Origin of the sequence: uncultured Brachybacterium sp., assembly GCF_947500705.1 — a bacterium.
GTDB lineage: Bacteria > Actinomycetota > Actinomycetes > Actinomycetales > Dermabacteraceae > Brachybacterium.
This window is the reverse complement of record NZ_CANMSY010000003.1, coordinates 517449-543665: the sequence shown is the minus strand read 5'-3', so window position 1 is coordinate 543665 and position 26217 is coordinate 517449. Positions and strand designations below refer to the sequence as shown.

Here is a 26217-nt window from a genome sequence, read left to right as displayed (position 1 = left end):
GCGAAGGCTCCGCAGGGTCCACGATGGGTCCATGCGCCCGTCCCCCGCCCATCCCGCCCTGCCGTGGCTCGCCGCGCTCGGGGTGATGCTGATGTGGGCCTCGTCCTTCCTGGTCATCCGGGTGGCCGGGCACGACTTCTCCCCCGGCGCGATGGCTCTGCTGCGGGTGGGCTCCGCCGCGATCGCGCTGCTGCCCCTGCTGCTGCTGGGACGGGTGCGTCGCCCCCGCAGCGGGCGCCTGTGGGCCGCGGTGATCGGCTGGGGCATCGCCTGGTTCGCGGTGTATCTCGTGGTGCTCAACGCCGCGGAGCTGTTCCTGGACCCGGCCACCGCGGCAATGCTGGTGAACCTCGCACCGCTGATCGTGGCGGTCGCCTCCGGGCTGCTGCTCGGGGAGGGGTTCTCCGTGCGGCTGCTCGCCGGAGTGCTGGTCGCCTTCAGCGGGATCGTGCTGATCACGGTGGGCGCCTCCACCGGGGACCTCTCCGGGCTCGGGGTGGTGCTGGGGCTGGTCGCCGCGCTGCTCTATGCCGGCAGCGTGCTCGCGCAGAAGCTGCTGCTGATCCACGTCGACTCCACCTCGATGACGGTGATCGGGGTGCTGAGCGGCGCCCTGGCCTGCCTGCCCTTCGCCCCGGACCTGATGGCGGAGGTCGGCGCAGCTCCCGTCAGCACGGTGCTCGGCGTCGTCTATCTCGGGGTGTTCCCCACCGCGCTGGCCTTCCTGCTGTGGGGATACGCCCTGACCCACACCGGGGCCGGGCTGCTCAGCTCCTCCTCCCTGCTGGTCCCCGCCTTCACCGTCGTGCTGGCCTGGCTGCTGCTGGGAGAGGTGCCGCCCCCGCTCGCGGCGGCAGGCGGAGTGCTGTGCCTGGCCGGGGCCGCCTTCGCCGTGGCGCCGGCAGTGGTCGCCGCCCTGCGTCCGCGGCAGCAGGCGGACTACGCTGACCCCACCTGTTCTGACCCCGCCGCGTGCACCGAGGCCCGCCCTGGAGAGGATCCCGCCCATGTCCCCTGCGCCTGATGCGAACCCGGCACCCTGGCTGCTGATCGTCGACCCGCAACGGATCTTCGCCGACCCCAGCTCGCAGTGGTGCTCTCCCTTCTTCCCGGCGGCGATGGAGAACATCGCCCGCCTCGCGGAGGCCGTCGGCGCCGAGCGGACCCTGGTCACGCGCTGGCTGCCGACGGCGGACCGGGCGACCGCCTGGGGCGACTACTTCCGGGACTGGCCCTTCGCGGACGTCCCGGCGGACGATCCGCGCTACGACCTGGTCGACGTCGCGCGCGGGCTGTCCGCCCACCCCACGATCGATGAGCCGACCTTCGGCAAGTGGGGCCCGCAGCTGGCCGGTCGGGTGGGATGGCCCGCGAACCCCCGCACGCACCTGCTGGTCACGGGCGTGACCACGGACTGCTGCGTGATCTCCACGGTGCTCCCGGCGGCCGACGCCGGGGTGCGCGTCACGGTGGTCACCGACGGCGTCGCCCATTCCGCTGCGGAGAACGGCCCGCCCGCCCTGCACACCATGCGCCTGTTCCCGCCGCAGGTGGATCTGCGCTCCACCGAGCAGGTGCTCACCAGCGGTGGGTGACGTCCTCCGCGAAGCCCTCGATGCCGTCGACGCAGATCCGCTCCCCGAGGTCGTCGACCACTCGGTCCCGCCCGGAGCTCACCGTCGCGAGACACTGGGCCGATGACTGCTTCTCTGCTCACCGTCGGCCACGGCACCCTGTCGCGCACAGAGCTCAGCGACCTGCTCCTCGGGGCCGGCATCCGACAGCTGGTGGATGTGCGCCGATTCCCCGGCTCCCGCACCAACGATGCCGCCGCCCGCGGAGCCGTCGAGGAGATCTGCACCGAGGCCGGGATCGGCTACCGCTGGGACGAGCGCCTGGGCGGTCGGCGCCGGCTCACCAAGGACGAGGACGCCGCCTCCCCCGATACCTGGTGGCGGGTCACGCAGTTCCGCGCCTACGCCGGCTGGACCCGCAGCGACGAGTTCCGCGCGGGCCTCGCGGAGCTGCTCGGCGACGTGGCGCGCACCCGCACCGCCGTGATGTGCTCGGAGGCGGTGTGGTGGCGCTGCCATCGCCGCCTGATCGCCGACGTGATGCTCATGGAGCATCAGGTCGAGGTCGCGGACCTCATGCCCGACGGGAAGCAGCGGCCGCATGAGCCGAGCGAGGGGGCACGGCTGGGCGAGGACGGTCACGTGGTCTGGGACCGAGCCGACGAGACGGACGGCAAGAACCGCGCCTGACCGGGCACCGGAAAACCGGTGGCCGGGCTCGCCGCTGCGCCGTACCGTCGGCCGCATGCACCTCCCCGCCTCCCCCGCCCCCGCCGCACTGCCCCGCACCGCGCTGCTCACCGGCGTCGGCCGCCGCCGCGGGATCGCCGCCGCGATCGCCCGTGGCCTCGCCGCCGACGGATTCGACCTGGCGCTGTCCTTCCACGCCCCCTACGACCGGCGAGTGCTCGGCGAGGACTCCGATGTGGAGCTGCTGGCCGAGGAGCTGCGCGCAGTGGGCCGCCGCGTCGTGCTGATCCCCGGCGACCTCGCCGACCCGCAGCTCCCTTCGCAGGTGGTCGGCAGCGCCCGGGAGGCGCTGGGTCCGCTGGGGGTGCTGGTGATGAGCCATTGCGAGTCGGTGGACTCCTCGCTCCTGGACACCACGGTCGAGAGCTTCGACCGGCACTACGCGGTCAACGTGCGCGCGAGCTGGCTGCTGCTGAAGTCCTTCGCCGAGCAGGTCGAACGGAGCGAGCCGGGCGACCCGCCCGCTGCCGCTCCCGGCGGCGCTGTGATCGCGCTGACCAGCGACCACACCGTGCACAACCTCCCCTACGGGGCGACCAAGGGGGCGCTGGATCGCTTGGTGCTGGCGGGCACCCATGAGCTCGCGGACCGGGGCATCCGCACCAACGTGATCAACCCGGGTCCGATCGACACCGGCTGGATGGACGAGGAGATCCGCGCCGCCGTCACCGCGCAGATGCCGGGCAGGCAGCTCGGCGGGCCCGGCACGGTCGCGGACCTGGTGCGCTTCCTGGTCTCCGAGCAGGGGTCCTGGATCCGTGGCCAGCTGCTGCACTCCAACGGGGGCTTCGCGACCCCGGCCGTGTGAGCGAGCGCCTGCTGACGGGCCACGGCAGGGCGCCGGGTCGTCACTCCCCGTCCGCGGAGGAGGCGCGCACCGTCCCGCAGCGCCAGCAGGGCACGGTCGGATCCTGCGCCCCCTCGCCCTCGGGCACGGCGCCGCACTCCGGGCACAGCTCACCCAGCCAGCACGCCGCATCGCCGCCGGGGACGGCGGGAATGCCAGGCCCGACGGGACGGATGGCGTCGGGCCCGACTCGGCGCAGCGGGCCCCGTCCCTCGCTCACCATGGCTCGTCAGCGGGCCTCACCGCTCAGCCCTGCCCGTCCAGCACCCCGACGGTGCGCCATGCCTCGGCGACGGCGGCCTGCTGCGCCGATCCCTCCCCGTGGCGGGCGGCCGCGGCCTCGAGCGTCGCGGCGGCGAAGGTCGCGAAGTCCGCATCCTTGGGCAGCCCGGAGCTGGTCAGCGCGTCATACCAGAGCACGCCCGCCCCCTCCCAGGAGGATCCGCCGATCCCGGTCGCCGCGAGCTGGAAGGCCCGGTTGGGGATGCCGGAGTTCACGTGCACCCCGCCGTTGTCGTTCTCCTCGTCATGCGGGAGATCGGCGTAGTCCGCCATCGAGGCGGGCTGCGGGTCCTTCCCGAGCACCGGGTCGTCGTAGGCGGTGCCGGGCGCCTTCATCGAACGCAGCGCGACCCCCTGGACCCGCTCGGTGAACAGGCCCTCACCGATCAGCCAGTCGGCCTCCTCGGCGCTCTGGCCGAGAGCACGCTGCTTGACCATCGCCCCGAAGCAGTCCGCGATCGATTCGTGGAGCGCGCCGGGCTGGGCGACGTAGATCAACCCGGCGGTGAACTGGACGACCCCATGGGTGAGCTCGTGCCCGATCACGTCGACGGCATTGGTGAAGGACTGGAAGTACACTCCGTCGCCATCACCGAAGATCATCTGCTCGCCATCCCAGAAGGCGTTCTGGAAGTCCTGGCCGTAGTGGACGGTGGCGATGAGCTCCATGCCGGCATCGTCCAGGGAGTTGCGGGAGAAGGCCTGGTGGTAGAGCTCCCAGGTGGCGCCGAGCCCGTCATAGGCCTCATCCACGGACTCATCGCCCACCGAGGCCCCACCCTCTCCACGCACCAGCGTGCCCGGCAGGGCGGTGCCGTGCTGAGCGTCGTGGATGCTGCGTCGCAGCACGGCGACGCTCTCCGTCGCAGCGTGTGCGTGCGCGGTCCTCGGCCCGGTCAGCCGCTGCTCGAGATGCGGGGGCAGCAGTCCCGTCGCGGAGCCGGGAAAGCCCGGACGTCGGGTACGGGCGGCGCGCACCTCGCGGTGGCCGGCCACCTGGCGGCCGACGGCGAGGGTCTGCTCGGCGGCCCGTGCCTGCTCCTCGTCCGCAGCGCGGGAGATCTGCTGCAGGAGGTGAGGGGGGACGATGCCGTGCACCGGCCGCGAGGATCCGGTGGTGCGGGCACGATCACGTCGAAGGCTCATGCCCCCATCCTGGACCCCGCGTCCGACGGACGGAACCCCGGGCTCGGTCGGATTCCCCCACCCGCCCAGGATCCCTCCGGCCCGGGGGCAGAGCGATCCGGCTCGGTGCTCCGTGCTCTCGGTGCTGCGTACTTTCGGTGCTCCGTGCTCTCAGTGCTCCGTGAGCGTGTTCTCCGTGTCCTCACGCTTCTCGGACTGTCTCGCGAAGATGACCGACGCGACCACCGCGACGCCCATGGCCACCACGATGAAGGCGAGCGAGAGCCAGATCGGCACCTCGGGGATCTTCTGCAGCACCGAGAAGCCGGGGATGAAGTCCAGCGGTGCCTCGTGGATGGCGTGGATCAGCAGCTTCACACCGATGAAGCCGAGGATCGCGGCGATCCCGTAGTGCAGGTAGGCGAGGCGGTCCAGGAGCCCGCCGAGGAGGAAGTACAGCTGGCGCAGGCCCATCAGGGCGAACACGTTCGCGGTGAACACCAGGAACGGGCTGCGGGTCACGCCGAAGATCGCGGGGATCGAGTCCAGGGCGAACATGACGTCGGTGAGGCCGAGGGTGATGAACACCAGCAGCATCGGGGTGAAGAGCTTCTTGCCGTCCACGACGGTGCGCAGCTTGTTGCCGTCGTAGTCGTCGGAGACGGGGAACACCCGCCGCACCGTCTTCATGATGAAGGAGTCGGAGCCCCCTTCCTCCTCCCCCTGCGCCTGCTTCCAGGCGGTCCACAGCAGGAAGATTCCGAAGAGGTAGAAGACGGCGGTGAAGTTCTCGATGATCACGGCGCCGGCCAGGATGAACAGGCCGCGTGCGATGAGGGCGATGATGATGCCCACCATCAGCGCTTCCTGCTGGTAGCGCCGCGGCACCGCGAACTTCGCCATGATGATGATGAAGACGAACAGGTTGTCGATGCTCAGCGAGTACTCGAGCAGCCAGCCGGTGACGAACTCCGAGGCCGGCTGCATGCCGCCCACGAAGTAGAGCACCACGGCGAAGACGAGCGCCAACCCCACGTAGAAGCCGATCCAGGCCGCGCACTCCCGAAGGGAGGGGACGTGCGGACGTTTGATGACCAGCAGCAGATCGGCCACGAGGATCGCGCAGAGCACGACCATCGCACCGATCTCGAAGCCGAGGTGGAGTTCTCCCATGGGGCGATCCTTCAGGGGTGACGGGCTGTCGGCCTCGAGGAGCCGAGGCCGGTCTGCACCGGGCAGACCGGTCACAGGCTACTCGCAGGTTCATCAGTTGACGCCCGGAGTGAGCACCCTCTCGTCGCCGTGCGTGCTCGTCTCCTGGTGCCGCCTCCTCACCGGGCCCTGCAGATGGCCCCGGCGGGCGGCGAGGACGAGCATCAGGATCCCGGCGACGAACCCCAGGAGAACGGTGAGGAGCGATCCCTCGATGCCCATCGACCCGCCGGTCAGCCAGGTGGGGCCGGAGACCTCCGCGACGAGCAGCCCGCTCTGCGTGCCGGACCCGGAGACCGCGGAGGAGAACACCCCGGCCAGCAGCGTGTTCCACACGATGTGGAGACCGAACGCCAGCCAGAGCCGACGGGTCAGCAGGTACGCGGCCCCCAGCAGGACCCCCGCCTCGATCACCAGGCCGAGCGCGGTGAGGATCGACGCCCCGGGATTCATCAGGTGGATCAGTCCGAACAGGAGCGAGGTGATCGCGAGGGCGGCCCAGCTGCCCAGCCACGTCTCGAGCACGCGCAGCAGGATCCCGCGGAACACGACCTCCTCGACGACCCCGGCCCCGATGCCGATCGCAAGCGGTGCCAGCAGCTGCGGGGACGCCGAGATCCCGGTGACGCGATAGCCGCCGAAGAGGGCGATCACGCCGACGGCGAGGGTCAGCAGGGCTGCGCCGAGTGCGAGGCCCAGCGCCAGCTCGGCGAGCTTGCCGCGCCCCCGCAGGCCGAGCCCGGGGCGGCCGCCGATCGATCCGACGATCAGGAGGTAGCCGCCGACGGCGAGGGCTGCGCCGACGAGCGCGCCGATCAGGGTCGATGCGGGACCACCGATCAGCCCGGCGACGGTCGCCATCACGAGCTGGGCGACGAGGAACAGGGCGATGCCGAGCAGCAGCTGGAGCCCGCGTCGGCGATCGCCGCGGTCGAGGGGAGGGGTCTCTGAGGAGTTCATGCCACCGAGCATGCGCGCAGGTGAGGACGCTGTCACGGCCCGCGGGCAGAGTGTCGGGGCACCCCGACACCGGCGGGCCGGCCACCGGGTGCGAGGCTGTCCGGCACCCTTCTCGGGACGGGCCGGGCGCCCTCAGGCGAGCCGGCCGGTGACCTCCTGGACCGCCGCCAGCACGGTCCCGTCCAGCAGTCGCGCCTCGGCCTCGGCGATGTCCGGGGCGAGGAAGCGGTCCGGGCCGGGACCCTGAACGTTGCGGCGCAGCACGGCGATCGCCGCGGCGGAGGCGGCCGACGGGGTGAGCGGGCCGCGCAGGTCGATCGCGCGGGCGGCGGTGAGCAGCTCGATCGCGAGCACCCGGCGCAGGTTCTCCACGCTCGTGCGGAGCTTGCGGGCGGCGTGCCAACCCATCGAGACGTGGTCCTCCTGCATCGCGGAGGAGGGGATGGAGTCCACGCTCGCCGGCACCGCGAGGCGCTTCATCTCCGAGACGAGGCCGGCCTGGGTGTACTGGGCGATCATGAAACCGGAGTCCACGCCGGGGTCGTCGGCCAGGAACGGGGGCAGGCCGTGGGAGCGGGACTTGTCGAGCATCCGGTCGGTGCGGCGCTCGGCGATCGAGGCGAGATCGGCGGAGACGATCGCGAGGAAGTCGAGCACGTAGGCGACCGGGGCGCCGTGGAAGTTGCCGTTGGAGGTGACGGTGCCGTCCTCGAGCACGACGGGGTTGTCGATCGCGGCGGCGAGCTCGCGCTCGGCGACGGTGCGGGCATGCTCGATGGTGTCGCGCACGCCGCCGGCGACCTGTGGGGCGCAGCGCAGCGAGTAGGCATCCTGCACGCGGGAGCCCTCGGCGGCGACATCGGCGATGATCCCGGAGCCCTCGAGCAGCGCGAAGATGTTCGCGGCCGACGCCTCCTGGCCGGGATGCGGGCGCAGCGGCGCATGCAGCTCCGGCCGGAACACGGAGTCCCGCCCGCGCAGGCCCTGCACGGACATCGCAGTGGTGAGGTCCGCGGTGCGCACCAGCTCGTCGAGATCCGCGATCGCCATCAGCAGCATGCCGAGCATGCCGTCGGTGCCGTTGATCAGCGCGAGGCCCTCCTTCTCCTCGAGCAGCACCGGCTCGATCCCGGCCTCGGCGAGCAGCTCGGGCACGGGGCGCTCGACGCCGTCGCGGTCCCGCGCCCGGCCCTCCCCCATCAGCACGATCGCGCAGTGGGAGAGCGGGGCGAGGTCCCCGGAGCAGCCGAGGGACCCGTACTCGTGGACGATAGGGGCGATCTGCGCGTTCAGCAGCGCGAGGATCGTCTCGACCACGACGGGGCGCACACCGGTGCGGCCGGAGGCGAGGGTGCGGGCGCGCAGCAGCATCAGCGCACGCACCACCTCGGTCTCGACCTCAGGCCCGGCGCCGGCGGCGTGGGAGCGGATCAGGGAGCGCTGCAGCGCGTGGCGCATGCTCGGCGGGATCGCGGTGTCCGCGAGCGCCCCGAAGCCGGTGGAGACGCCGTAGACGGGGGTGTCCCCGGCGGCGAGCGCATCGATATGGGCACGGACCGAGGCGACCTGCTCGCGGGCGGCGGGATCGAGCTCGACGCCGGCGCGGTGGCGGGCGACGGAGAGGACCTCCGCGGCGGTGAGTCCACTGCTGGACAGCGTGATGGTGTGGTCGGTGACTGCGGCGTCGGTTACTGCAGAGTCGGTCATGGGGCTGGTCATGGAGGTCCTTTCGGGACAGAGGGAAGGGACGGAGGGAAGGGTCAGAGCAGCAGGTGTGCGAGCGGCGCGGCGATCAGGATCGTGAGCACGACGCGGAGGAACCAGAGCACCACCAGCTGTCCCACGTTCACGGGGATCTTCGTGGCCAGGATCGAGGGGACCAGGGCGGAGAAGAACACGATCTGCGAGACCGCGACGACGCCGACGGTGAAGCGCAGCACCAGGGACTCGTGGCCGGCCACCACGGTGGCCGGCAGGAACATCTCGGCGATGCCCACGGCGACGGCCTTGCCGGCGAGCGCCGGGTCGGGCAGCTGCACGAGGTAGGCGAAGGGCACGAAGAGCCAGCCGAGCAGGTCGAAGACCGGGGTGTAGGTGGCCAGCAGCAGGCCGGCCAGGCCGATGGACAGGATCGAGGGGACGATCGCGGCAGCCATCAGCACGCCGTCCTTGAACGTCGCCCAGCTTCCCTTCACCACTCCGGGAGCGATGGCCAGTGCACGCATCGCCTCATCCCAGGCCTGGCCGAAGCGGTTCCCCTGGGAGACCGGCTCAGCCAGGTGCCGGGCGCCCTCGAAGGGCGTGTCGGCCACCCGGCTCAGCGGCGGGATCCGGACCGTGATCGCGGTGACCGCGAAGGTGACGGCGAGGGTGAGGAAGAAGTAGAGCGTCCAGTGCTCCATCAGATCCAGCGTGCTGGCCACGATCACCATGAAGGTCGCCGAGACGGTGGAGAAGCCGGTGGCGATGATCGCCGCTTCCTTGCCCGTGTACCTGCCTTCGCGGTAGACCCGGTCGGTGATCAGGAGCGCGAGGGAGTAGGAGCCCACGAAGGAAGCGACGGCGTCGACCGCTGCGCGGCCGGGCACCTTCCACAGCGGGCGCATGATCGGCTGGACCAGCACACCGATGAACTCCATCAGCCCGTAGTTGATCAGCAGCGCGAGGAAGACCGCGCCGACGGGCACGATGAGGCCCACGGGGATGCCGAGCTTCTCCCACAGGAAGGGCCCGATATCGGGGTTCGCGAGCGGTCCCGGGTAGTACCCGGAGGCCGCGCACACCGCGACCACCAGGCCGACGATGTTCGCGACGGCGAAGACCGTGCGCAGGGCGCCGTTCCTCCAGGAGCCGGTGACGAAGGGGCGGAGGGTGCCGAAGGCGACCAGCGCGACCACCACCCAGGGGACCGCGGCGCCCAGCGCCCACCTCACGAAGGTCAGCGCGTGGTCCACCAGGATCGTGGACTTCCCGCCGATCTCGACGGAGACGAAGAACATCACCAGACCGATGGCGCTGTAGAGGAAGAACCGCCAGCGGTGGGGCGGGACCGGGCGCTCGGTGCCGTCGACACCGATCACGGAGCCGGCGCGGCCCGTGGCGGAGCCCTCGAAGAGCGGCCGCTCGGCCCCTGGGCGGGAAGCATCACGGCGGGGGTCGTGCATTGCGTCGGACGTCGTCATCATCGAGATCGTCCTTTCGGGTCAGGGGGAGAACGGTGGGTGGCACTGCTGGGTGGAACTGCTGAACTGCGGGGTGGAACTGCGGGGATCAGGCGCTCCGGATCCCGGACCGCCACACCTGGTGGGTGAGCGGCATACCGGGCCGATAGGCGAGGTGGATGGCGGCGGGGGCGTCGAGCACGTGCAGGTCGGCGCGGGCGCCGATCCCGAGGTGGCCGACGTCGGTGCGGCGCAGGGCGAGGGCCCCGCCGCGGGTGGCGGCGCGGAGCGCTTCGGCCAGGGTCAGGTGCATCTGCAGCACGGCGGTGGTGACGCAGAAGCTCATGGAGCTGGTGTAGCTGGTGCCGGGATTGCAGTTCGAGGCGATCGCGAGCGCCGCGCCGGCGTCCAGCAGCTCCCGGGCCGGTGCGAGCGGGGCGCGGGTGGAGAGGTCGCAGGCGGGCAGCACGGTCGCGACCGTCGGCCCGGCGTCCACGGCGAGCACCCCCGGCCGGTCCCCCGTCGCGGTGGGACGCGACGCCGTGGCGGCGAGCGCCTCGACGTCGGCCGCAGCGAGGTGGTTGACATGGTCCACGCTCGCCGCGCCGAGCTCGGCGGCCAGCGCCACGCCGCCCGAGCGGCCCAGCTGGTTGCCGTGCACCCGCAGCCCGAGCCCGGCGGCGGCGCCGGCGCGCAGCACCCGCCCGGACTGCTCGGGATCGAAGGCGCCCTCCTCGCAGAAGACATCGACCCAGCGCACGTGCGGGGCGACACCGGCGAGCATCTCCCCGCTCACCAGGTCGACGTACTCCTCGACTCCGGGCCGGCCCTCGCGGCCGTCGAACTCGGCGGGCACCAGGTGAGCGCCGAGGAAGGTGGCCTCGTCGAGCTCGCCCGAAGCGATCAGGGAGGACAGCAGCGCCGCGGCCCGGGTCTCGTGCTCGACGGTGAGGCCGTAGCCGGTCTTCGTCTCGAGCGTGGTGGTGCCGCCGGCGACAGCCTCCGCGATCCGGCCGCGCACCAGGGAGAGCAGGTGCTCGTCGGACGCGGAGCGGGTGGCTGCGGTGGTGACGCCGATCCCGCCGGCGCTGTAGGACTCCCCGGCCATCCGGGCCTCGAACTCGGCGGCGCGGTCGCCGTCGAAGACGAGGTGGGAGTGGGAGTCCACCCAGCCGGGCAGCACGGCGCGGCCTTCCACGTCGACGACCTCGTCAGCCGACGGCGCCTCCGCAGCCGGACCTGTCCAGGCGATGGTTCCGTCCTCGATGACCACGGCCGCATCGCGGAGGACCTGCTCCTCGGTCGCCCCGCCGGGGCGGGCGGGATCGTCGAGCGCGGGATCGAGGGTCCACAGCTCGCTGATTCCGGTGATCAGGGTGCTCGTCATGATCAGTCCCGGCGCACGGGCGTCATCGGCACGCGCACGCCGCGCTCGTGGGCGACCTCGTCGGCCCGGGAGTAGCCGGCGTCGACGTGACGGAGGACGCCCATGGCGGGGTCGTTGGTCAGCAGGCGCTCGAGCTTCTGGCGGGCGAGGTCCGTGCCGTCGGCGAGGCCCACCTGGCCGGCGTGGATCGAACGGCCGATGCCCACCCCGCCGCCGTGGTGGATCGAGACCCAGGTGGCGCCCGAGGAGGTGGAGGTCAGGGCGTTCAGCAGCGGCCAGTCGGCTATCGCGTCGGAGCCGTCGAGCATGGACTCGGTCTCGCGATAGGGGGAGGCGACGGAGCCGGAGTCGAGGTGGTCGCGGCCGATGACGATCGGGGCCCTGACCTTGCCGTCGCGCACCAGGTCGTTGAACAGCATCCCGGCCTTGTGCCGCTCGCCGTAGCCGAGCCAGCAGATGCGTGCGGGCAGGCCCTCGAACTCGACGTGCTCGTTCGCCGCATCGAGCCAGCGGTGCAGGTGCTCATTCTCGGGGAAGAGCTCCTTGAGCGCGGCGTCGGTGACCTTGATGTCCTCGGGATCGCCCGAGAGCGCCACCCAGCGGAAGGGTCCCAGCCCCTCGCAGAACAGGGGGCGGATGTAGGCGGGCACGAAGCCGGGGAACTCGAAGGCGCGGTCGTAGCCGGCGTGACGGGCCTCGTCGCGGATCGAGTTGCCGTAGTCGAACACCTCGGCGCCGGCGTCCTGGAACTCGACCATGGCCTGGACCTGGCGGGCCATGGACTCGCGGGACTTCTTGGTGAAGCCCTCCTCGTCGGCCTCCGACTCGCGCTGCCAGTCCTCGACGGCGACCTCGAGCGGGAGGTAGCTCAGCGGGTCGTGGGCGGAGGTCTGATCGGTGACGATGTCGATCTGCAGGTCGCCGGCCCGGTGCCGTTCGAGCAGCGCCGGGAAGACCTCCGCGGCATTGCCGACGATGCCGATCGAGAGGCCCTTCTTCTCGGCCTTGGCGGCGTTGGCGCGGGCGATCGCATCATCGAGGTCGTCGGCGATCTCATGGCAGTAGCGCTTGGCGACGCGGCGCTCGAGCCGGGTGCGATCCACATCCACGATCAGGCACACGCCGTCGTTGAGGGTGACGGCCAGGGGCTGGGCGCCGCCCATGCCGCCGCAGCCGCCGGTGAGGGTGATGGTGCCGGCCAGGGTGCCGCCGAAGCGCTTGGTGGCGATGGCCGCGAAGGTCTCGAAGGTGCCCTGGAGGATGCCCTGGGTGGCGATGTAGATCCAGGACCCGGCGGTCATCTGGCCGTACATCGTCAGGCCCTCGGCCTCGAGCTTGCGAAACTCGGGCCAGGTGGCCCAGTCGCCCACGAGGTTGGAGTTCGCCAGCAGCACGCGCGGGGCCCACTCGTGGGTGCGCAGCACGCCGACGGGTTTCCCGGACTGGACCAGCAGGGTCTCGTCGTCCTCGAGGTCCTCGAGGGTCTTGACGATCGCGTCGAAGGCCTCCCAGGAGCGGGCGGCGCGGCCCGTGCCGCCGTAGACGACCAGGTCATCGGGGCGCTCAGCGACCTCGGGGTCGAGGTTGTTCATGAGCATCCGCAGCGGGGCTTCGGTCTGCCAGGACTTCGCGCTGAGGGTCGTGCCGCGGGCGGCGCGGACGGGGCGGGCTCCGGGGAGGGTCATCTTCGGCTCCTGGGGTCGAGGGCTGCGGGGTGCTCGTTCCAGGACACCACCGCCGTGGGGACCGGTCGAGGGGCCCTGCGGCAATGGTGTCCGGGATACCGGACCGTGGCTCGCGGCGCGGACGCCGGACGGGCTTCTGCCGGTGGAGCTCCCCGAGCGGCCCCAGAGGGCGCCTGCGCTGCGGGGCCCCAGCCCGTTCCGCCGGCCCCGCTCCTGCGCCGTGCTCTCGCTCACATCGGTTGTGCACAACTCAGTTGTGCGCAATGCTTTCTGCATGCCGATCGTCGACCACATGGTGTGCTTCTCCCTCTACGCGGCAACGCGCGCGACCACCCGGGCCTACGCGGAGCTCCTCGCCCCGAGCGGGCTCACCTATCCCCAGTACCTGGTGCTGGTGGTGCTGTGGACCGACGGCCCGCGCTCCGTGCGCGAGCTGGGTGAGCTGCTGCAGCTGGACTCCGGCACGCTCTCCCCGCTGCTGCGGCGGATGGAGCAGAAGGAGCTCATCACCCGCACCCGCGACGGCGCCGACCACCGGGTGGTCACCGTGACCCCGAGCGCGCGGGCAGCCTCGCTGCGCACCGAGCTCGGGCACATCCCCGCCGCGATCGCACAGGCCACCGGCCTGCCGGACGAGGCGGCGGCCCGCGAGCTGATCGACACACTGCGCCGGCTCACCACCGCGATGGAGGAGAGGACGCCGACGACGGCCTGACTCCACCGCCCCCGCAGCATCCTCCTCCCGGGCGCCGAGTCGCCCACCACAGAAAGGCAGATCCCATGGATACCCTCTACACCGCAGAAGCTCTCTCGACCGGCGCCGGCCGTGACGGCCGCGTCGTCACCTCCGACGGCACCCTCGATCTCACGCTGGCACCCCCGAAGGAACTCGGAGGGTCCGGAGACGGCACCAACCCCGAACAGCTCTTCGCCGCGGGCTACGCCGCCTGCTTCCACTCCGCCCTGCAGGGGGTCGCGCGCCAGCGCAAGATCGTGATCCAGGATTCGAGCGTCGGCGGCCGCGTGCGGATCGGCGCCAATGGCGAGGGCGGGTTCCAGCTCGCCGTGGAGCTCGAGGTGGTCCTGCCCGGCATCGGGCCCGATCAGGCTCAGGAGCTCGCCGACGCCGCCCACCAGGTGTGCCCGTACTCCAACGCCACCCGCGGCAACATCGACGTCACCGTGCAGGTGTCCGATGACTGAGCACCGCCCGGGACGCGGCGCCCGGCTGCTCGCACCAGCGGCACCCACCTCCCTCCCCCGCACCCTGGCGCGGATCGCGCTCGGCGGCATGCTCGCCTTCGCCGGGATCAGCCATCTGACCGTTGCCCGCGAGGAGTTCACCGCCCAGGTGCCGAACTTCGTGCCGTTCAGCGAGGAGACCACCGTGGTCGCCTCCGGCATCGTCGAGATCACGCTGGGCAGCGCACTGATGCTGCTGGCCCGTCGACGGATCCCGATCGGGTGGGCCGCGGCCCTGTTCTTCGTCGCGATCTTCCCCGGCAACATCGCCCAGTGGGTCCATGCCCGGGACGGCTTCGGACTGGACACGGACACCAAGCGCTTCGTGCGGCTGTGGTTCCAGCCCGGCCTGGTCGCGCTCGCGCTGTGGTCCACCGGAGCCTGGCGGGACCGGCCGCGGCGGCGGCGCGATCGCGGCTGAGCCGCGCCACCACTGCTCAGTCCCGCTGCTCAGCCGCGTCGGCCTCGCAGCCGTCGGCTGATCTCGTCGGCCGCATCGCGCACCGCCGCCGCGCAGTGCTCCCGGCGGGCCGCATCCGTGGCCCGCTCGACGAAGGTCAGTGCCACTGCCGCGGCCGGCCACCCCGCGTGGTCCCGCACCACCGCGGCGACCGAGGCCAGCTCCTCGGTGACCTCCCCCGCCTCCCGGGCCACGCCCTCGCGCCGCACCTCGACCAGCAGCTCGCGCAGCTCCTTCGGGCGGGACGGTCCGGGCACCTCGGTGCGCGAGGTGAAGTCGGCGGCGTGCCCGTACAGCGTCCTCAGCTGGGCCGGCGGGAGCTCGGCCAGGATCGCGCGGCCGCTCGCGGTGAGGTGGGCGGAGATCCTCACCCCGACGTCGGTGACCAGGCTGGGCCGGTTCCGGGCCCGCTCCTCCACGATGTAGAGCACGTCCCTGCCGTGGAGCACCGCGAGATGCCCCGACTCGCCGACCTCGTCGACCATCGACTCGATGACGCGCCTGCCGATCCTCACCAGCGGCTCCTGGCGCAGGTAGGCGCCGGAGAGCTCATACGCCGCGGGACCCAGCCCGTACAGCCGCTCCTGCTCCAGATGCATCACGTAGCCGTGCTCCACGAGGGTGGTCAGCAGGTCATAGGTGCGCGAGCGGGGCAGGGCGAGCTGCTCGGCGATCCGCGCGGCGGGGACCGGGGAGCGGCGAGAGGCGAGGAAGGTCAGCAGGCGCAGCGTCGCGTCGGCCGCCGGAACTTTCGGGGGTGCCATGATCCGCAAGGATGCCACTCGAGGGGCCCGTCCGGGCCCAGGAGGCGCGAGGTCAGTCCGACGAGGAGCGCTGCGCGGCCCGCTCCTCGGTGATCAGCTCCCAGGTGCGCACCAGGCGCGGGAGGGTGAGCATCACCAGGCCGCCGGCCATGTTCAGCGGGATCACCCAGGCGAACCAGATCAGCCACTGCAGGTAGGTGTCCTCGGCGCCGGCGTGCATCGCCCCGAAGATCACCGCCGAGCTCAGCGCCCCGTGGAGCATCCCCAGGCCCACCACCAGCAGCCCCGAGATGAGGGAGTTCGCGAGTGTCGCGATGCCCTCCTTCGAGCCCTGGTTCATGCGGGTGACCAGCGTGATCGTGAAACCGGCGAGCACAGCGAGCGCTGCCGTCTCGAGGGTCAGGCCCTTCTCCATGTAGCTCGTGGACGCCTCGATCAGCTCGTCGTCGAACTGCGGGAAGGCGGCGACCACGACCCAGGTGAAGGCCCAGCCTCCGACGAGGTTGGTGATCAGGGTCGTCACCCACAGCCGCAGCAGCTGCCCCCAGGTCCCGTGCCCGGCGACGATCGCGTTGATCGGGACCAGGAAATCCTCGGTGAAGAGCTCCGAGTGCGCGAGCCGCAGCGCATACAGACCGATGCCGAAGGCGAGGCCGCCCAGCAGCTTCGATCCCGTCGCATCCAGCACCGCGAGCATCGCCAGCAGTCCCAGGCCCACATCGATCCCGCCGAACAGCCCGGTGATCACCAGTGCCCGCCAGGTGCGGTTCAGGCGGTGGGCACCCTCGGTGACCGTGTTCTCGAACTCCTCTGCCAGGGCGTCCTCGACGGGCTCGTCGCTGCTGCCGAGCCGGCGTCGTTCCTGCGCCGCACCATGCCGTTCTCGCTGGGTCATCGGGTCTCCCTCGGTCGGATCGGCAGGGATCGGGCGGGCAGTGCGCCGGGTGGCGCAGAGCTGCCGCTCGACGGCGTCCGGTAGGCCGGACCCGGCCTCGTCGTGAGGCGGTCCGTCCACCCGTGACGGGTGCCATGATGGGTGAACCTACTCCCTGATGCGCCGCCGAGGAGCCACGATGACGACCTTCCCCGTTCGCGATCCTTCCTGGGGCGGGCGCCACGACGGCGAGGGGCCCGACCACGCGCGCTGGCACCAGGCGGTGCAGGTGGTGGAGTCGGTGCAGTCGGTGCAGTCGGTGCAGTCGGTGGAGGGTGAGCAGTCCTCGGCCGACGCCACGCAGCCAGATGCCGCGCAGCCCCACGTCGCGCTGCTCGGCTTCCGCTCCCACGAAGGTGTGCGCCGCAACCGGGGCCGGGTCGGGGCGGCCGACGGGCCGGCCGCGCTGCGCCGTGCCCTGTCCCCCCTGGCCCTGCACGGCCCCCTCGCCCGGGGCGAGCTGGGCCTGCACGACCTCGGGGACGCCGAGACGATCGGTGAGGACCTCGAGGGAGGGCAGGACACCGCCGCGGCTCTCACTGCACGGGGCTTGGACCGTCCCGGATCGCGGCTGACGGTGGTGCTCGGCGGCGGGCACGAGACGGCCTGGTCCTCGTACAACGGCCTGATCAGCTCCGGGACCGGACCCAGCGCGGGGCAGCGCTGGGGCGTGCTGAACCTCGATGCCCACTTCGATCTGCGCGAGGAGCCGCGCCCCACCTCCGGCACCCCTTTCGCGCAGATGGCGGTGGCCGAACAGGCCGCCGGCCGGGGGCTCACCTATGCGGTGCTCGGGATCGCCGAGGCCTCCAACACGGGGGCGCTGCTGGCGAAGGCCGAGCAGCTCGGCGTGCGGTGGTGGACCGATGAGCAGTGCCTCGCCGCCGGGGCCGAGGGGATCACGCGCTTCGTCGAGGAGTTCACCGCTGCGCTGGACGTCCTCTACCTCACCATCGATCTGGACGTGCTGCCGGCCGCCGTGGCTCCGGGTGTCTCGGCACCTGCCGCGTACGGGGTGCCGCTGCCTCTGATCGCCGCGGCCGTGCGCGCCGCTGCAGGCAGCGGGAAGCTCGCCCTGCTGGACGTGGTGGAGCTGAACCCCTCCCTGGACATCGACCATCGCACCGCCCGCGTCGCCGCCCGCCTGATCGACGACGCCGTGCGCACCGTCGCTGCCGGGCCACTGAACCCGTCATCCTGACCGACCCCGCTGCGCGGGGCCGGACCGGGCGAGGATCAGGCGGGCTCCGTACCCGGCTGCCAGTGCGGGTCGACCAGCTGGAACAGGCGGCAGTCCGCCCAGTCCCCGCCGAGCCGGAGATAGTCCCGGGCCAGGCCGTACTCGGTGAAGCCGCAGCGCTCGAGCACGCGCACCGAGGCGTCGTTGCCGACCTTCACCTCGGCCTGGAGCCGGTGCAGGCCCAACCCGCCGAAGGCCACCGCGATCGCGCTGTGCACCGCGGCGGTGGCGACACCGCGGCCGGTGACGGCGGTGTCGACCCAGTAGCCGAGCGAGGCCGAGTCGAAGGCACCGCGGATGATGGTCGAGAGGTTGAGCCGGCCCACGATCCTCGTCGCGCCGTCCTCCTCGAGCCGGATGGTGAACGGGAGGCCGCCCCCGGCCTCGCGGTCGGCGACGGCGTGGGAGATCGCGGTGCGCTGTCCGGCCTCGGTGAACCAGTCCTCCGCCCGGGCCGGAGCGCCGGCCATCAGCTGCTCTCGATTGCGGGTCTCGAGCTCCGCGAGCACGGGGGCGTCCTCGGAGGCGAGGAGGGTCAGGGTGACCTGGAGGGGAGAGACGGGCTGTCGCTGCGCGGGCGGGCGCCGGTGCGGCGCGGGGGTGTCGGGCATGCCCTCCAGTATCCGCCTCGGCGCCTGGCCCTCGCGTGCTCCCCCGCCGGGCCAGCTCAGCTCAGCAGCAGGGTCTGCACCAGCGTCACCGCAGCCACGCCGCCGAGCAGCATCGAGAACAGCAGCGTGAGCGTGGAGGGACGGGCCTTCGCCGAGAGCGGGCCGCCGAGAATCCCTCCCACCGCGGAGCCGGCGGCGAAGATCAGCGTGACCGTCCAGTCGATCTGCACGTCGGTGCCGAGCCGGGCGAGCAGGCTCGTGGAGGTCGCGATGACCATCACCAGCAGGCTGGTTCCGGAGGCGTGGCGCATCGCCAGGCCCAGGGCGATCACCAGCATCGGCACCACGATGAATCCACCCCCCACGCCGAAGAATCCGGTCAGGAAGCCGGTGAGGGTCGCGGCCGCGACCACCACCAGCATCTTGGGGGCGGGCGACGGCGCGGGCAGCAGCGGCAGCTCGGGCTCGCCGTGGAAGTGATGGATCCCGTCCGCGGTCTCGACGGTGTCCGGGCCGGGCTGGTCCAGCACCGGGTCGTCGTGGGTCGCCACCGGCTCCTCGGTCTCCTGCGCCGCGGCGGAGCCGTGAGCGGCGGCCTCGGCGCGCTCGGAACGGCGGGTGCGCAGCGCCCGGCGCAGCATCGCGAGCGCGACGCCCACCAGCATCACCCCGAACAGGGTGAGCAGCACCTGTCCGGGCACCAGCGCGGACAGCCGGCTGCCGACGACCGCACCGACCACCGAGACTCCCGCGAACACCAGCCCGTTGTTCCACTGCACGTTCCCGTGCCGGGCGTGGTGGGGAAGGCTGAACAGCGCGGTGATCAGCACGATGATCAGGCTCGATGCGGTCGCAGCATGCGTCGGCATTCCCAGCAGGAACACCAGCACCGGCACCGCGAGGATGCCGCCGCCGGCGCCGAGCGCCCCGACCACGATCCCCACGCCGACGCCCACGACGACCGCGAGCAGGGCGAGTTCCATGAGCGATGTCCTTGCGAGAGACGGAGCGGCGGGCCGACGAGCCCGGACGGCGAGGCCCCCAGACGGTCAGGCACCCGAACCCGGCAGGTCCCCAGGGGTGCCTGACCATGCTAGACCGCCCCTGCCGCCGGTAGGATGATGGCACCGACCACGAGGAGCCCGATGGTCCCCGACCAGCCTGAACCGCCCTCCACACTGCTGGATCCCGCCTCCACCGCGATGGGCGAGCTGCTGGCGGAGGCGTGGCGCGAGGGCACGCTGGTGCTCCCCCTGCGCGAGGACGCCTCCCCCCTGCGCCTGCCCGGCCTGCACAAGTCGGTGCTGCCGGCCTCGCTGTCGGGGCAGGCCCGGGTCACGCTCGCGGGCGTCGGCGAGCGCTTCGCCGCCTGGCGGGTCATCCCGCAGCAGAACGCCCCGGTGATCGTGCGGATCCCGCACGTCACCCCGGCGGAGCTGCACCAGGATCTGGCCCATGAGATCGCGGCGCTGACCCTGCTCCCCGCGGAGGTGGGTCCGGAGCCGATCGCCGTCCACGACGATCCCGCCACCAGCCCGATCGGCCATCCGTATGTGGTGACCTCCGAGATCCCGGGGACCGCCGCCTCCCCCGCGACCTGGACGGGTGCGCATCTGCAGGCCCACGCCGGGCATCTCGCGCTGCTCCATGCCGTTCCCGCTCCGGGCCGCGGGCCGGTGTCGCTGGGCACGGACCCGTGGGCGGCGGTGGCCCCGGGGCCTCAGCATCTGCTGCCCGAGGTCGAGGCGGAGATCGAATCCTGGCAGCTGGCCCATGGCGCCGCGATCCAGGAGCACGGGATCGGCCCCCTGCTCGAGGCCGCCCGCGCGGAGGTCGCCGCCGTCGACGGTGAGATCGCGCAGCTGGACGGCTTCGTCCTGGCCCACGGCGACCTCTGCGCCACGAACATCCTCTGGCACGGCATCGACCAGGCCACCGGGGCACCGGGGGTGCAGTACATCGACTTCGAATGGGCGCAGGGCGATGATCCTGCCCGTGACCTGGCGAACCTGGGCGGCGCCGTGCACGGCGGGCCCTGGTACGTGCCGCTGGCCGAGGAGCAGGTGGATGACTTCGTCCGGGCCTATGTCCGGGCACGCGGCGAGCGCGGGGAGCTGCCCGCCTCCGTGTCCGATGTGGCCTCCCTGCGCCGGCGGATGCGGGCCTGGACCGCCTACGAGCGCAGTGCGATGCTCGTGCATGTCGCCTCCCGCGCTTCGACCCGCTCCACGCATGCACGAGTGCTGCCGACGCTGCGGCGCACCCTCGCCGCGACGCTCGGCATCGCCGTCTGAGGCGGGACAGCAGGACCCGAGGGGATGCCGGAGAAAAGGGCCGACGGGGCCGTCCCGGCGACCGCTCGCACGCTCCCGGCCGTGCCTCGCGACACCCCTGGTGGCGCTTTCGGTGGAGGCCCTGCGTACGGTGGCCCCATGAGTGACTTCGTGAAGCATGCCGAGAATGCGCCCAAGGGCTACGTGGCGGCCGAGGCAGCCGGACTGCGCTGGCTCGCAGAACCCCAGGTGGTGCCGGTGGTCCACGTGCTCGCGGAGGAGAAGGACGCGCTGCACCTGGAGCGTCTGGACCCTGTCCCGCCGACCCCCGAGGCCGCCCGCGAGCTGGGCCGTGGACTCGCCCGCCTGCACGACGCCGGCGCGGAGGCCTTCGGCTGGACCCCAGCTGATCCCGCCTTCTTCGGTCCTCTGGAGAGCCCCTTCGCGGTCGAGACCGCGTCGCGCACGGATTTCGTGGACTACTGGGCCGAGGACCGCCTGCGCCCCCTCGCCGATGCGGTGACCCGTGTGCTCGGCGCCGACGGCCACGACACCGTCGATGAGGCGATCGATGTGATCGCCGACGGCGCCTTCGACGGCATCAGCGGGCAGGGCACCGAGCAGCCGGCGCGGGTCCACGGCGACCTGTGGTCGGGCAATCTGCTGTGGACCGCCGACGGGGCGACCCTGATCGATCCCGCCGCCCACGGCGGGCACCGGCTCGAGGATCTCGCGATGCTGTCCCTGTTCGACACGCCCCACCTCGAGGAGATCTTCGAGGGCTACGAGGCCGAGCACCCCCTGCCCGGCGGCTGGGAGCTGGACCTCCCCGCCCACCTGTTCTTCGGACTGCTCGCCCATGTGAAGCTCTTCGGCGAGGCGTACGTGGACCAGACCGTCGCGACGGCCGAGGCGATCATCGCCCGGGCGGAGCGACTGGGATTCTGAGCTCCGGGGCAGACCCCGGGGTCATCTCCAGCGGGCGGCGAACTCGCCGGGGGTGAGGCCGGTCGAGGCGCGGAAGTCCCGACTGAAATGGGCCTGGTCGGCGTAGCCGAGCCGGATCGCGAGATCGGCGAACGACTGGACGCTGCGCAGCCCGGCCGAGGCATCGTGGAGCCTGCGTCGGCGGATCAGCCAGAGCGGGGTGAGCCCGAGGCGTCGCACGGTGAGCCGCTGCAGAGTGCGCTCACCGATACTCATGCGTTCGCTCAGCTGCGCCACCGTGAGCAGGCCGTGGTCCTGCTCGACCAGGTCGACCACGTCGTTGATCAGCAGGTCCTCCTCGTCCGGGGCGCCGAGCCGTGCGATGCGGTCTTCGAGCAGGGCGCAGCACCGCGCATGGATCTCAGGGTCCTCGGGCGCCTGCGCCATCAGCGTGCGCACGGGGCCCGTCAGGCCCGCGAAGGCGGACACCTCGTCGAGGTCGCACCAGCTGCCGGCCAGGTCCCGCACCGGCTGGCCGAACAACTTCGCCCCGGCGGCGGGCGCGAACATCGTCCCGAACCCCCAGGACCTCCCCTCGAGCACGGTCCTCGACACTCCGGGGTGGGGGCCGACGAACCGGGAGTACGCGGGGGTCGTGATGGACAGGCACACCGGGTACTGGAGCACGGTCTGCTCGGAGGTCTCTCCCTCCGGGACGTCCCATACCGGGATCCAGTAGCGACGGATCCACGCGCGCAGGTGATCCGAGGGCGGGCGGCGAGCGATGGTGTGCGTGCGCTCCGCAGGGTCCTGCAGATGGGCGCGCCCGATGCTGTCGGTGTCGTCGGGCTCCATGACCATGCGGAGAACAGTAGCCGTGTCGGAAATGTTCAAGACGCGCGATCTCCCGCTCCGTACTCTCGTCGGCACCGGTGGGAGCTCCCCACCGCGCCCATCCGAGGAGCACCCATGACCATCGACCAGCAGACCCCAGACATCCAGCCTCCTGCCCCGGCCTCGCCCGATGCTGCCTTCCGGGACCGCGCGCAACCGTTCACCGCCGTCGTGGACGCCGTGGCGGACTGGGACGCCCCCAGCCCGTGCACGGGCTGGTCGGCGCGCGACGTGCTCGAGCATGTCCTGTCCACACAGCGTGAGTTCCTCGCCGCTCGTGGCCACGCGCTGAGGAGCGGCACCGAGAGCGACCCCGCCCACGCCTGGGTGGTGCACCACGGCGAGGTCGAGGCTCTCCTCGCCGAACCCGCCGTCGCCGAGCAGCCCTACGACAGCGCCTTCGGACCCTCGACCCTGGGCGCTGCCCTGATCGAGTTCTACGGCTTCGATCTGATCGTGCACCGCTGGGACATCGCGCGCTCACAGGGCCTCGACGAGCGGTTCACCCCGCAGGAGATCGCTCTGATCGACGCCGCCGTGGACGGCTGGGGCGAGCACGCCTACGCGCCCGGGATCTTCTCTCACGCGCTGCCGGTCGCGCCCGGGGCCGACGAGCAGGCCCGGGTCCTGGCCCGCATGGGCCGCAGCAGCTGAGCCGACCGCTGCACCTGGCGACAGGACGGTCCCTGCGGCGGCAGGGGTGCAGAGCCCGTGCGCGAACGGTGCAGGTCTGGGTGATCGGCCGGGAGGCGGGCTGAGCCTCGGCTAGCGTGCGAGCGTGTCCCGCACCCTCGCTCCGCCCCGCGCACGCGATGTGCGCCGCGCCTACGGGCTCCGGCCTCCGGCCGTCGGTGTCCTCGCCGCCGCGCTGGTGCTCGCCGGGATCGTGGTGCTGCTCGTGGTCGGGCTCTGGGCGAGCCGCCTCGGAGACTCGCCGGAGTGGGCATGGGACTGCAATGACACCACCTGCACAGATCTCTGGGCCGACGCGCGAGGCCACTACCTGCGGGTCGCAGCGGGCGCGGGACTCACGACCCTGCTCGGAGCGGCGCTCTGCAGCGTCGCCCTGCCGCGGCAGGCAGTGCCCCGCCGGGAGGGATCGCGCCGTGCTCTGCTCCGGCTGATCGCCCCGATGCTCCTCGCCGCGGTGATGCTGTGGGGCGCCCTCTGGTTGGCCCTGGCGGTGTCCCGCCCCGTCGGCCTGGCCGTGGCGCTGCTCGCGCTGCTGCTCGCGACCCTCACCGCCTGGCGATGGCAGCGACCCGGGGCCGAGAGCGACCGGACCGCCTACCTGTCAGCGGGCCTCGGAGTCATGGCGCCGGCACTCGTCGGCGGGGTGCTGGCATTCCATCCGCCGGGTCTCCTCGCCGCCGTCCTGCTGCTCGGCTCCCCCTGGCTCGGAGCGGTGGTCCTGGCCTTCGTGCTCCTGGCAGGGAGCGCCCTCATGGGCCGGCTCCTCCCCCGCACGCAGGATGTTCCGCGGGCCGATGCCGCCGCTCAGGCCCCTGCCACCGGCCCCCCACCCGACACGGCACGTAACGCCGCAGCGGAGGAAGCAGCAGCAGCGGACGCCGGCACAGCGGCGAGTCCCCGTCGGCGCTTGAGCGTCCTCCTCACCTCCGCAGCTCTCGCGGCGATCCTGGTGGCCTCCGTGCTCGCCGCCCGGCCGGTGGATGCCCCGTCAGCCGACGCCTGGAAGTATGCCGGAGCATCCGGCTCCGAGACCGGGAAAGAGACCGGGACCGGGAACGAGACCGGAGCCGGCGACTCCGGAGCACCTGGAATCGAAGGCACCCCGGACATCAGCGCCGAGGGGTCGTCAGGGGCCGCCGGCGACCGTGTGCCCTCCGCCCCCGCCCTCGCCGGCACCGCTGCTCCCACCGCCGTGTCCGAGATCGACGCGGCCGGGCTGCCGCCGTGTCGGTCGCAGTCCCTGCAGCTGGGCACCGAGGGGTGGGACGGCCTCATCGGGAACTCCGTCGCCACCCTGCGGGCCACCAACGTCGGTGCCACGAGCTGCGCGCTGCGCGGAGTGCCGGAGCTGATGCTGACCCAGGGCGGTGAGGAGATCGACCTGCGGCCCGAGCCGCTCGCGCACCTCGAGCCCGCGGTGGAGAGGGCCGACGGCATCGGTCTCGCCCCGAGCAGCTCCGCCCGCTCGCGCCTGTACTGGCCCGGGTACCGCACCGCCGCTGATCAGGAGACCCCGCAGACCCTCACCGTGCGCACCGACGCGCTGGAGGTGCCGGTGACGGTCAGCTTCCTCCCGACCTCGTCCGGGGACGACCCCGGCCCCGCCCCCTTCGACCTGCAGGCCGGGGTGGAGGGCGGGGCCGTGATCGAGATCGGCTCGTGGGAGGCGTCACCGAGCCCGGAGGGCTGACGGTCGCGGGTTCAGTGGTCGCGGGTTCAGTGGTCGTGGCCCTCGTGGTCGTCAGTTCCGGGCGCGATCTCGTACTCACCGGAGGCGGTGCCGGTGGTCACCTGGATCTCGTGCGGGACGACGGGCAGCTCGAGCTCGCGGTAGCTCTCTCCGCTGGCGACATCGACCATGACCAGCTTCTTCGCGGCAGGATCGACCACGAAGGCGGTGCCGTCGGCGACGGCCATCATCGGGGCGGCCTCCTGCCACTGCTCGGGCTCGGCCCACTCCCCCGTCACCGGCACCTCATGGAGCATCTCGCCGGTCTCCGGATCCAGGATGTTCAGCTCGCCCTCCGTGGTGAGCACCAGCGCCTCACCGTTCGGTCCGCGATCCAGGGAGCGGAACCAGTACTCCGAGCCCAGGTCCACGATCTTCTGGGTCGCGTCGCGGGTGTCGATCAGCGCGATCTCCGTCGGGCGCTCGATGCCGCCCTCCGGCTCCGCCTCGACCTTGTGGTCCGCGAGCACGATGGGTGAGTCCGCATGGCCCTTCTGGTTGCCCGAGCGCTGGTAGTCACCCTCGATCGCGACCTTGTGGAACTCGCCGTCGCGGTAGATCACGGAGCCGTTCTCGCAGCCCAGACTGATCACGTCCCCGGACGCGGTGGGCAGTGCGGCAGCCTCGCCGTGCACTCCCGGGCAGTCGGTGGTCTCGGCGGTGACCTCACCGTCGGCGTCGAGCACCTGGACCGTGCTGCGCGCGTCCTCGGTGCCCTGCGTGAGGAGCAGCCCCCCGTCGGACAGCGGCACCGCCACCCCGTGGTGCGGGCTCTCGGTGACCGTCTCCTCGAGCACCCCGAGGTCACCCTCGGCGAGCGCCAGGGGGTCGAGGAGGGTGATCGCGCCGGTGCCGTCGGCGAACAGCGCAGTGCGGTCCCCGTGCGGGACCACGTGGCCCGGCATCGGGGCCTCGATCGCGAGGCCGGTGAGAGCAGGATCCTGGACGTAGTAGTGGAAGTGGTCGCCATGGCCCTGGGCGAGCAGGCCGGTGTCGTACATGGTGATCGCATCGGAGGCGCTGACGGCCACGTGCCGGCCGTCCCCTGCCGGGTTCAGGCGCACGTAGCCCTCGACCTCGGCGGTGCCGAGCGTGGCGCCGTCAGCGGAATCGAGCGTGGTCACCCCGCCCTCGTGGGCGAGCACGATGCGTGGGGTGAGCGCACCGACCTCGGTGCGGTCCGAGGCCGGTGCCGCTTCGGCTCCCCCCGCGTCCGAGGCCCCGCTGCTGCCGCTGCCCCCTCCGCCCTCGCCGCCTCCACAGGCGGAGAGAGCGAGCACTCCGACGCCCAGCAGGGCGACGGCCCGCCGCTTCATGACAATGGTTCTCATCAGGTTCATGACAGGAAACTATCAGTTGATGATAATCATTCCCATCACAGGACCGGTGAGCTGAGTCACTGCAGCTGCGCTCCTCCGAGCAGGAGATCTGGCCGACGCACGACAAAGGCCCCTCGAGCGGACGACC

General features: G+C 72.1%; 25 protein-coding genes. 12 read left to right on the top strand and 13 right to left on the bottom strand.

Annotated features, from left to right (window positions below):
* Window positions 1–31 precede the first annotated feature (31 nt).
* The 4 genes from Q0937_RS08570 (at window position 32) to Q0937_RS08555 (ending at window position 3132) form a co-directional block, all read left to right on the top strand.
* On the top strand, window positions 32–1024 hold the full coding sequence (locus Q0937_RS08570; RefSeq protein WP_299302336.1) for a DMT family transporter: 993 nt from the start codon (window positions 32–34) through the stop codon (window positions 1022–1024).
* Entirely contained in the window at window positions 1008–1595 is a 588-nt protein-coding gene (locus Q0937_RS08565) for a cysteine hydrolase family protein (RefSeq protein ID WP_299302333.1), read from the top strand. Before Q0937_RS08570 ends, Q0937_RS08565 begins: the two co-directional genes overlap by 17 nt.
* Window positions 1596–1697: 102 nt before the next feature.
* Window positions 1698–2264 carry a DUF488 family protein gene (locus tag Q0937_RS08560; protein ID WP_299302330.1) on the top strand — a complete coding sequence of 189 codons (567 nt, stop codon included), beginning with the start codon at window positions 1698–1700 and terminating at the stop codon, window positions 2262–2264.
* A 55-nt stretch (window positions 2265–2319) separates the two neighbouring features.
* Window positions 2320–3132: an SDR family oxidoreductase gene (locus Q0937_RS08555; RefSeq protein WP_299302327.1), complete on the top strand. Its 813-nt coding sequence runs from the start codon at window positions 2320–2322 to the stop codon at window positions 3130–3132.
* A gap of 285 nt (window positions 3133–3417) precedes the next feature.
* Here Q0937_RS08555 and Q0937_RS08550 read toward each other — a convergent pair whose 3' ends face one another.
* From Q0937_RS08550 to hutU, 7 genes are all read right to left on the bottom strand, one after another.
* Complete coding sequence (locus Q0937_RS08550) at window positions 3418–4599, bottom strand: M4 family metallopeptidase (protein WP_299302324.1); 1182 nt, start codon at window positions 4597–4599, stop codon at window positions 3418–3420.
* A 150-nt stretch (window positions 4600–4749) separates the two neighbouring features.
* Window positions 4750–5751, bottom strand: a complete 1002-nt coding sequence (locus Q0937_RS08545) for a TerC family protein (protein WP_299302321.1) — start codon at window positions 5749–5751, stop codon at window positions 4750–4752.
* 93 nt (window positions 5752–5844) lie between these two features.
* Complete coding sequence (locus Q0937_RS08540) at window positions 5845–6750, bottom strand: CPBP family intramembrane glutamic endopeptidase (RefSeq protein WP_299302318.1); 906 nt, start codon at window positions 6748–6750, stop codon at window positions 5845–5847.
* A 132-nt stretch (window positions 6751–6882) separates the two neighbouring features.
* Window positions 6883–8469 carry a histidine ammonia-lyase gene (gene hutH, locus Q0937_RS08535; protein WP_299302314.1) on the bottom strand — a complete coding sequence of 529 codons (1587 nt, stop codon included), beginning with the start codon at window positions 8467–8469 and terminating at the stop codon, window positions 6883–6885.
* Between the two features lie 41 nt (window positions 8470–8510).
* The gene (locus Q0937_RS08530) at window positions 8511–9935 is read right to left on the bottom strand and encodes a YjiH family protein (RefSeq protein WP_299302311.1); all 1425 of its coding nucleotides are present in this window, start codon (window positions 9933–9935) and stop codon (window positions 8511–8513) included.
* Window positions 9936–10020: 85 nt separating this feature from the next.
* A complete protein-coding gene (gene hutI, locus Q0937_RS08525) occupies window positions 10021–11298 on the bottom strand; it encodes an imidazolonepropionase (RefSeq protein WP_299302308.1) in 1278 nt (425 codons plus the stop codon).
* Between the two features lie 2 nt (window positions 11299–11300).
* Window positions 11301–12983: a urocanate hydratase gene (gene hutU, locus Q0937_RS08520; RefSeq protein WP_299302306.1), complete on the bottom strand. Its 1683-nt coding sequence runs from the start codon at window positions 12981–12983 to the stop codon at window positions 11301–11303.
* A 274-nt stretch (window positions 12984–13257) separates the two neighbouring features.
* Between hutU and Q0937_RS08515 the strand changes: the two genes are divergently transcribed.
* The 3 genes from Q0937_RS08515 to Q0937_RS08505 all read left to right on the top strand — a co-directional run bounded on the left by Q0937_RS08515 (window position 13258) and on the right by Q0937_RS08505 (window position 14646).
* Window positions 13258–13698: a MarR family winged helix-turn-helix transcriptional regulator gene (locus tag Q0937_RS08515; protein WP_299302304.1), complete on the top strand. Its 441-nt coding sequence runs from the start codon at window positions 13258–13260 to the stop codon at window positions 13696–13698.
* A 65-nt stretch (window positions 13699–13763) separates the two neighbouring features.
* Window positions 13764–14186, top strand: a complete 423-nt coding sequence (locus tag Q0937_RS08510; RefSeq protein ID WP_299302301.1) for an organic hydroperoxide resistance protein — start codon at window positions 13764–13766, stop codon at window positions 14184–14186.
* The gene (locus tag Q0937_RS08505; protein ID WP_299302298.1) at window positions 14179–14646 is read left to right on the top strand and encodes a hypothetical protein; all 468 of its coding nucleotides are present in this window, start codon (window positions 14179–14181) and stop codon (window positions 14644–14646) included. The genes Q0937_RS08510 and Q0937_RS08505 overlap by 8 nt, the downstream gene beginning before the upstream one ends.
* Window positions 14647–14675: 29 nt before the next feature.
* Here Q0937_RS08505 and Q0937_RS08500 read toward each other — a convergent pair whose 3' ends face one another.
* Both Q0937_RS08500 and Q0937_RS08495 read right to left on the bottom strand, forming a co-directional pair.
* Window positions 14676–15449, bottom strand: a complete 774-nt coding sequence (locus tag Q0937_RS08500) for an IclR family transcriptional regulator (protein WP_299302295.1) — start codon at window positions 15447–15449, stop codon at window positions 14676–14678.
* Between the two features lie 52 nt (window positions 15450–15501).
* Window positions 15502–16344 carry a formate/nitrite transporter family protein gene (locus Q0937_RS08495; protein WP_299302292.1) on the bottom strand — a complete coding sequence of 281 codons (843 nt, stop codon included), beginning with the start codon at window positions 16342–16344 and terminating at the stop codon, window positions 15502–15504.
* A 178-nt stretch (window positions 16345–16522) separates the two neighbouring features.
* Here Q0937_RS08495 and hutG point away from each other — a divergent pair, with 178 nt between their 5' ends.
* Window positions 16523–17584 (top strand): formimidoylglutamase, encoded by a 1062-nt coding sequence (hutG, locus tag Q0937_RS08490; RefSeq protein WP_299302289.1) that lies wholly within the window; start codon window positions 16523–16525, stop codon window positions 17582–17584.
* Between the two features lie 35 nt (window positions 17585–17619).
* Here the strand turns inward: hutG and Q0937_RS08485 are convergent, their stop codons facing one another.
* On the bottom strand, window positions 17620–18234 hold the full coding sequence (locus tag Q0937_RS08485; RefSeq protein ID WP_299302286.1) for a GNAT family N-acetyltransferase: 615 nt from the start codon (window positions 18232–18234) through the stop codon (window positions 17620–17622).
* Window positions 18235–18290: 56 nt separating this feature from the next.
* Complete coding sequence (locus tag Q0937_RS08480; RefSeq protein ID WP_299302283.1) at window positions 18291–19217, bottom strand: sulfite exporter TauE/SafE family protein; 927 nt, start codon at window positions 19215–19217, stop codon at window positions 18291–18293.
* Window positions 19218–19379: 162 nt separating this feature from the next.
* On the opposite strand from Q0937_RS08480, the gene Q0937_RS08475 reads away from it, so the two are divergent.
* Together Q0937_RS08475 and Q0937_RS08470 are read left to right on the top strand one after the other, a co-directional pair.
* A complete protein-coding gene (locus Q0937_RS08475; RefSeq protein WP_299302281.1) occupies window positions 19380–20528 on the top strand; it encodes a phosphotransferase family protein in 1149 nt (382 codons plus the stop codon).
* 138 nt (window positions 20529–20666) lie between these two features.
* Entirely contained in the window at window positions 20667–21455 is a 789-nt protein-coding gene (locus tag Q0937_RS08470; protein WP_299302278.1) for a fructosamine kinase family protein, read from the top strand.
* A gap of 21 nt (window positions 21456–21476) precedes the next feature.
* On the opposite strand, the gene Q0937_RS08465 is transcribed toward Q0937_RS08470, so the two are convergent.
* Entirely contained in the window at window positions 21477–22295 is an 819-nt protein-coding gene (locus tag Q0937_RS08465; protein ID WP_299302275.1) for a helix-turn-helix domain-containing protein, read from the bottom strand.
* Window positions 22296–22403: 108 nt separating this feature from the next.
* Here Q0937_RS08465 and Q0937_RS08460 point away from each other — a divergent pair, with 108 nt between their 5' ends.
* On the top strand, window positions 22404–22982 hold the full coding sequence (locus Q0937_RS08460) for a maleylpyruvate isomerase family mycothiol-dependent enzyme (RefSeq protein ID WP_299302272.1): 579 nt from the start codon (window positions 22404–22406) through the stop codon (window positions 22980–22982).
* A 124-nt stretch (window positions 22983–23106) separates the two neighbouring features.
* Window positions 23107–24711, top strand: coding sequence for a DUF4232 domain-containing protein (locus Q0937_RS08455; RefSeq protein ID WP_299302269.1), 1605 nt, complete (start codon window positions 23107–23109; stop codon window positions 24709–24711).
* A gap of 26 nt (window positions 24712–24737) precedes the next feature.
* Here the strand turns inward: Q0937_RS08455 and Q0937_RS08450 are convergent, their stop codons facing one another.
* The gene (locus Q0937_RS08450; protein ID WP_299302266.1) at window positions 24738–26081 is read right to left on the bottom strand and encodes a hypothetical protein; all 1344 of its coding nucleotides are present in this window, start codon (window positions 26079–26081) and stop codon (window positions 24738–24740) included.
* Window positions 26082–26217 lie beyond the last annotated feature (136 nt).

Coding starts and splice junctions, on each gene's coding strand:
- Q0937_RS08570 (WP_299302336.1), top strand. CDS start 32: ATGCGCCCGTCCCCCGCCCATCCCGCCCTGCCGTGGCTCGCCGCGCTC.
- Q0937_RS08565 (WP_299302333.1), top strand. CDS start 1,008: ATGTCCCCTGCGCCTGATGCGAACCCGGCACCCTGGCTGCTGATCGTC.
- Q0937_RS08560 (WP_299302330.1), top strand. CDS start 1,698: ATGACTGCTTCTCTGCTCACCGTCGGCCACGGCACCCTGTCGCGCACA.
- Q0937_RS08555 (WP_299302327.1), top strand. CDS start 2,320: ATGCACCTCCCCGCCTCCCCCGCCCCCGCCGCACTGCCCCGCACCGCG.
- Q0937_RS08550 (WP_299302324.1), bottom strand. CDS start 4,599: ATGAGCCTTCGACGTGATCGTGCCCGCACCACCGGATCCTCGCGGCCG.
- Q0937_RS08545 (WP_299302321.1), bottom strand. CDS start 5,751: ATGGGAGAACTCCACCTCGGCTTCGAGATCGGTGCGATGGTCGTGCTC.
- Q0937_RS08540 (WP_299302318.1), bottom strand. CDS start 6,750: ATGAACTCCTCAGAGACCCCTCCCCTCGACCGCGGCGATCGCCGACGC.
- hutH (WP_299302314.1), bottom strand. CDS start 8,469: ATGACCAGCCCCATGACCGACTCTGCAGTAACCGACGCCGCAGTCACC.
- Q0937_RS08530 (WP_299302311.1), bottom strand. CDS start 9,935: ATGATGACGACGTCCGACGCAATGCACGACCCCCGCCGTGATGCTTCC.
- hutI (WP_299302308.1), bottom strand. CDS start 11,298: ATGACGAGCACCCTGATCACCGGAATCAGCGAGCTGTGGACCCTCGAT.
- hutU (WP_299302306.1), bottom strand. CDS start 12,983: ATGACCCTCCCCGGAGCCCGCCCCGTCCGCGCCGCCCGCGGCACGACC.
- Q0937_RS08515 (WP_299302304.1), top strand. CDS start 13,258: ATGCCGATCGTCGACCACATGGTGTGCTTCTCCCTCTACGCGGCAACG.
- Q0937_RS08510 (WP_299302301.1), top strand. CDS start 13,764: ATGGATACCCTCTACACCGCAGAAGCTCTCTCGACCGGCGCCGGCCGT.
- Q0937_RS08505 (WP_299302298.1), top strand. CDS start 14,179: ATGACTGAGCACCGCCCGGGACGCGGCGCCCGGCTGCTCGCACCAGCG.
- Q0937_RS08500 (WP_299302295.1), bottom strand. CDS start 15,449: ATGGCACCCCCGAAAGTTCCGGCGGCCGACGCGACGCTGCGCCTGCTG.
- Q0937_RS08495 (WP_299302292.1), bottom strand. CDS start 16,344: ATGACCCAGCGAGAACGGCATGGTGCGGCGCAGGAACGACGCCGGCTC.
- hutG (WP_299302289.1), top strand. CDS start 16,523: ATGACGACCTTCCCCGTTCGCGATCCTTCCTGGGGCGGGCGCCACGAC.
- Q0937_RS08485 (WP_299302286.1), bottom strand. CDS start 18,234: ATGCCCGACACCCCCGCGCCGCACCGGCGCCCGCCCGCGCAGCGACAG.
- Q0937_RS08480 (WP_299302283.1), bottom strand. CDS start 19,217: ATGGAACTCGCCCTGCTCGCGGTCGTCGTGGGCGTCGGCGTGGGGATC.
- Q0937_RS08475 (WP_299302281.1), top strand. CDS start 19,380: ATGGTCCCCGACCAGCCTGAACCGCCCTCCACACTGCTGGATCCCGCC.
- Q0937_RS08470 (WP_299302278.1), top strand. CDS start 20,667: ATGAGTGACTTCGTGAAGCATGCCGAGAATGCGCCCAAGGGCTACGTG.
- Q0937_RS08465 (WP_299302275.1), bottom strand. CDS start 22,295: ATGGTCATGGAGCCCGACGACACCGACAGCATCGGGCGCGCCCATCTG.
- Q0937_RS08460 (WP_299302272.1), top strand. CDS start 22,404: ATGACCATCGACCAGCAGACCCCAGACATCCAGCCTCCTGCCCCGGCC.
- Q0937_RS08450 (WP_299302266.1), bottom strand. CDS start 26,081: ATGAGAACCATTGTCATGAAGCGGCGGGCCGTCGCCCTGCTGGGCGTC.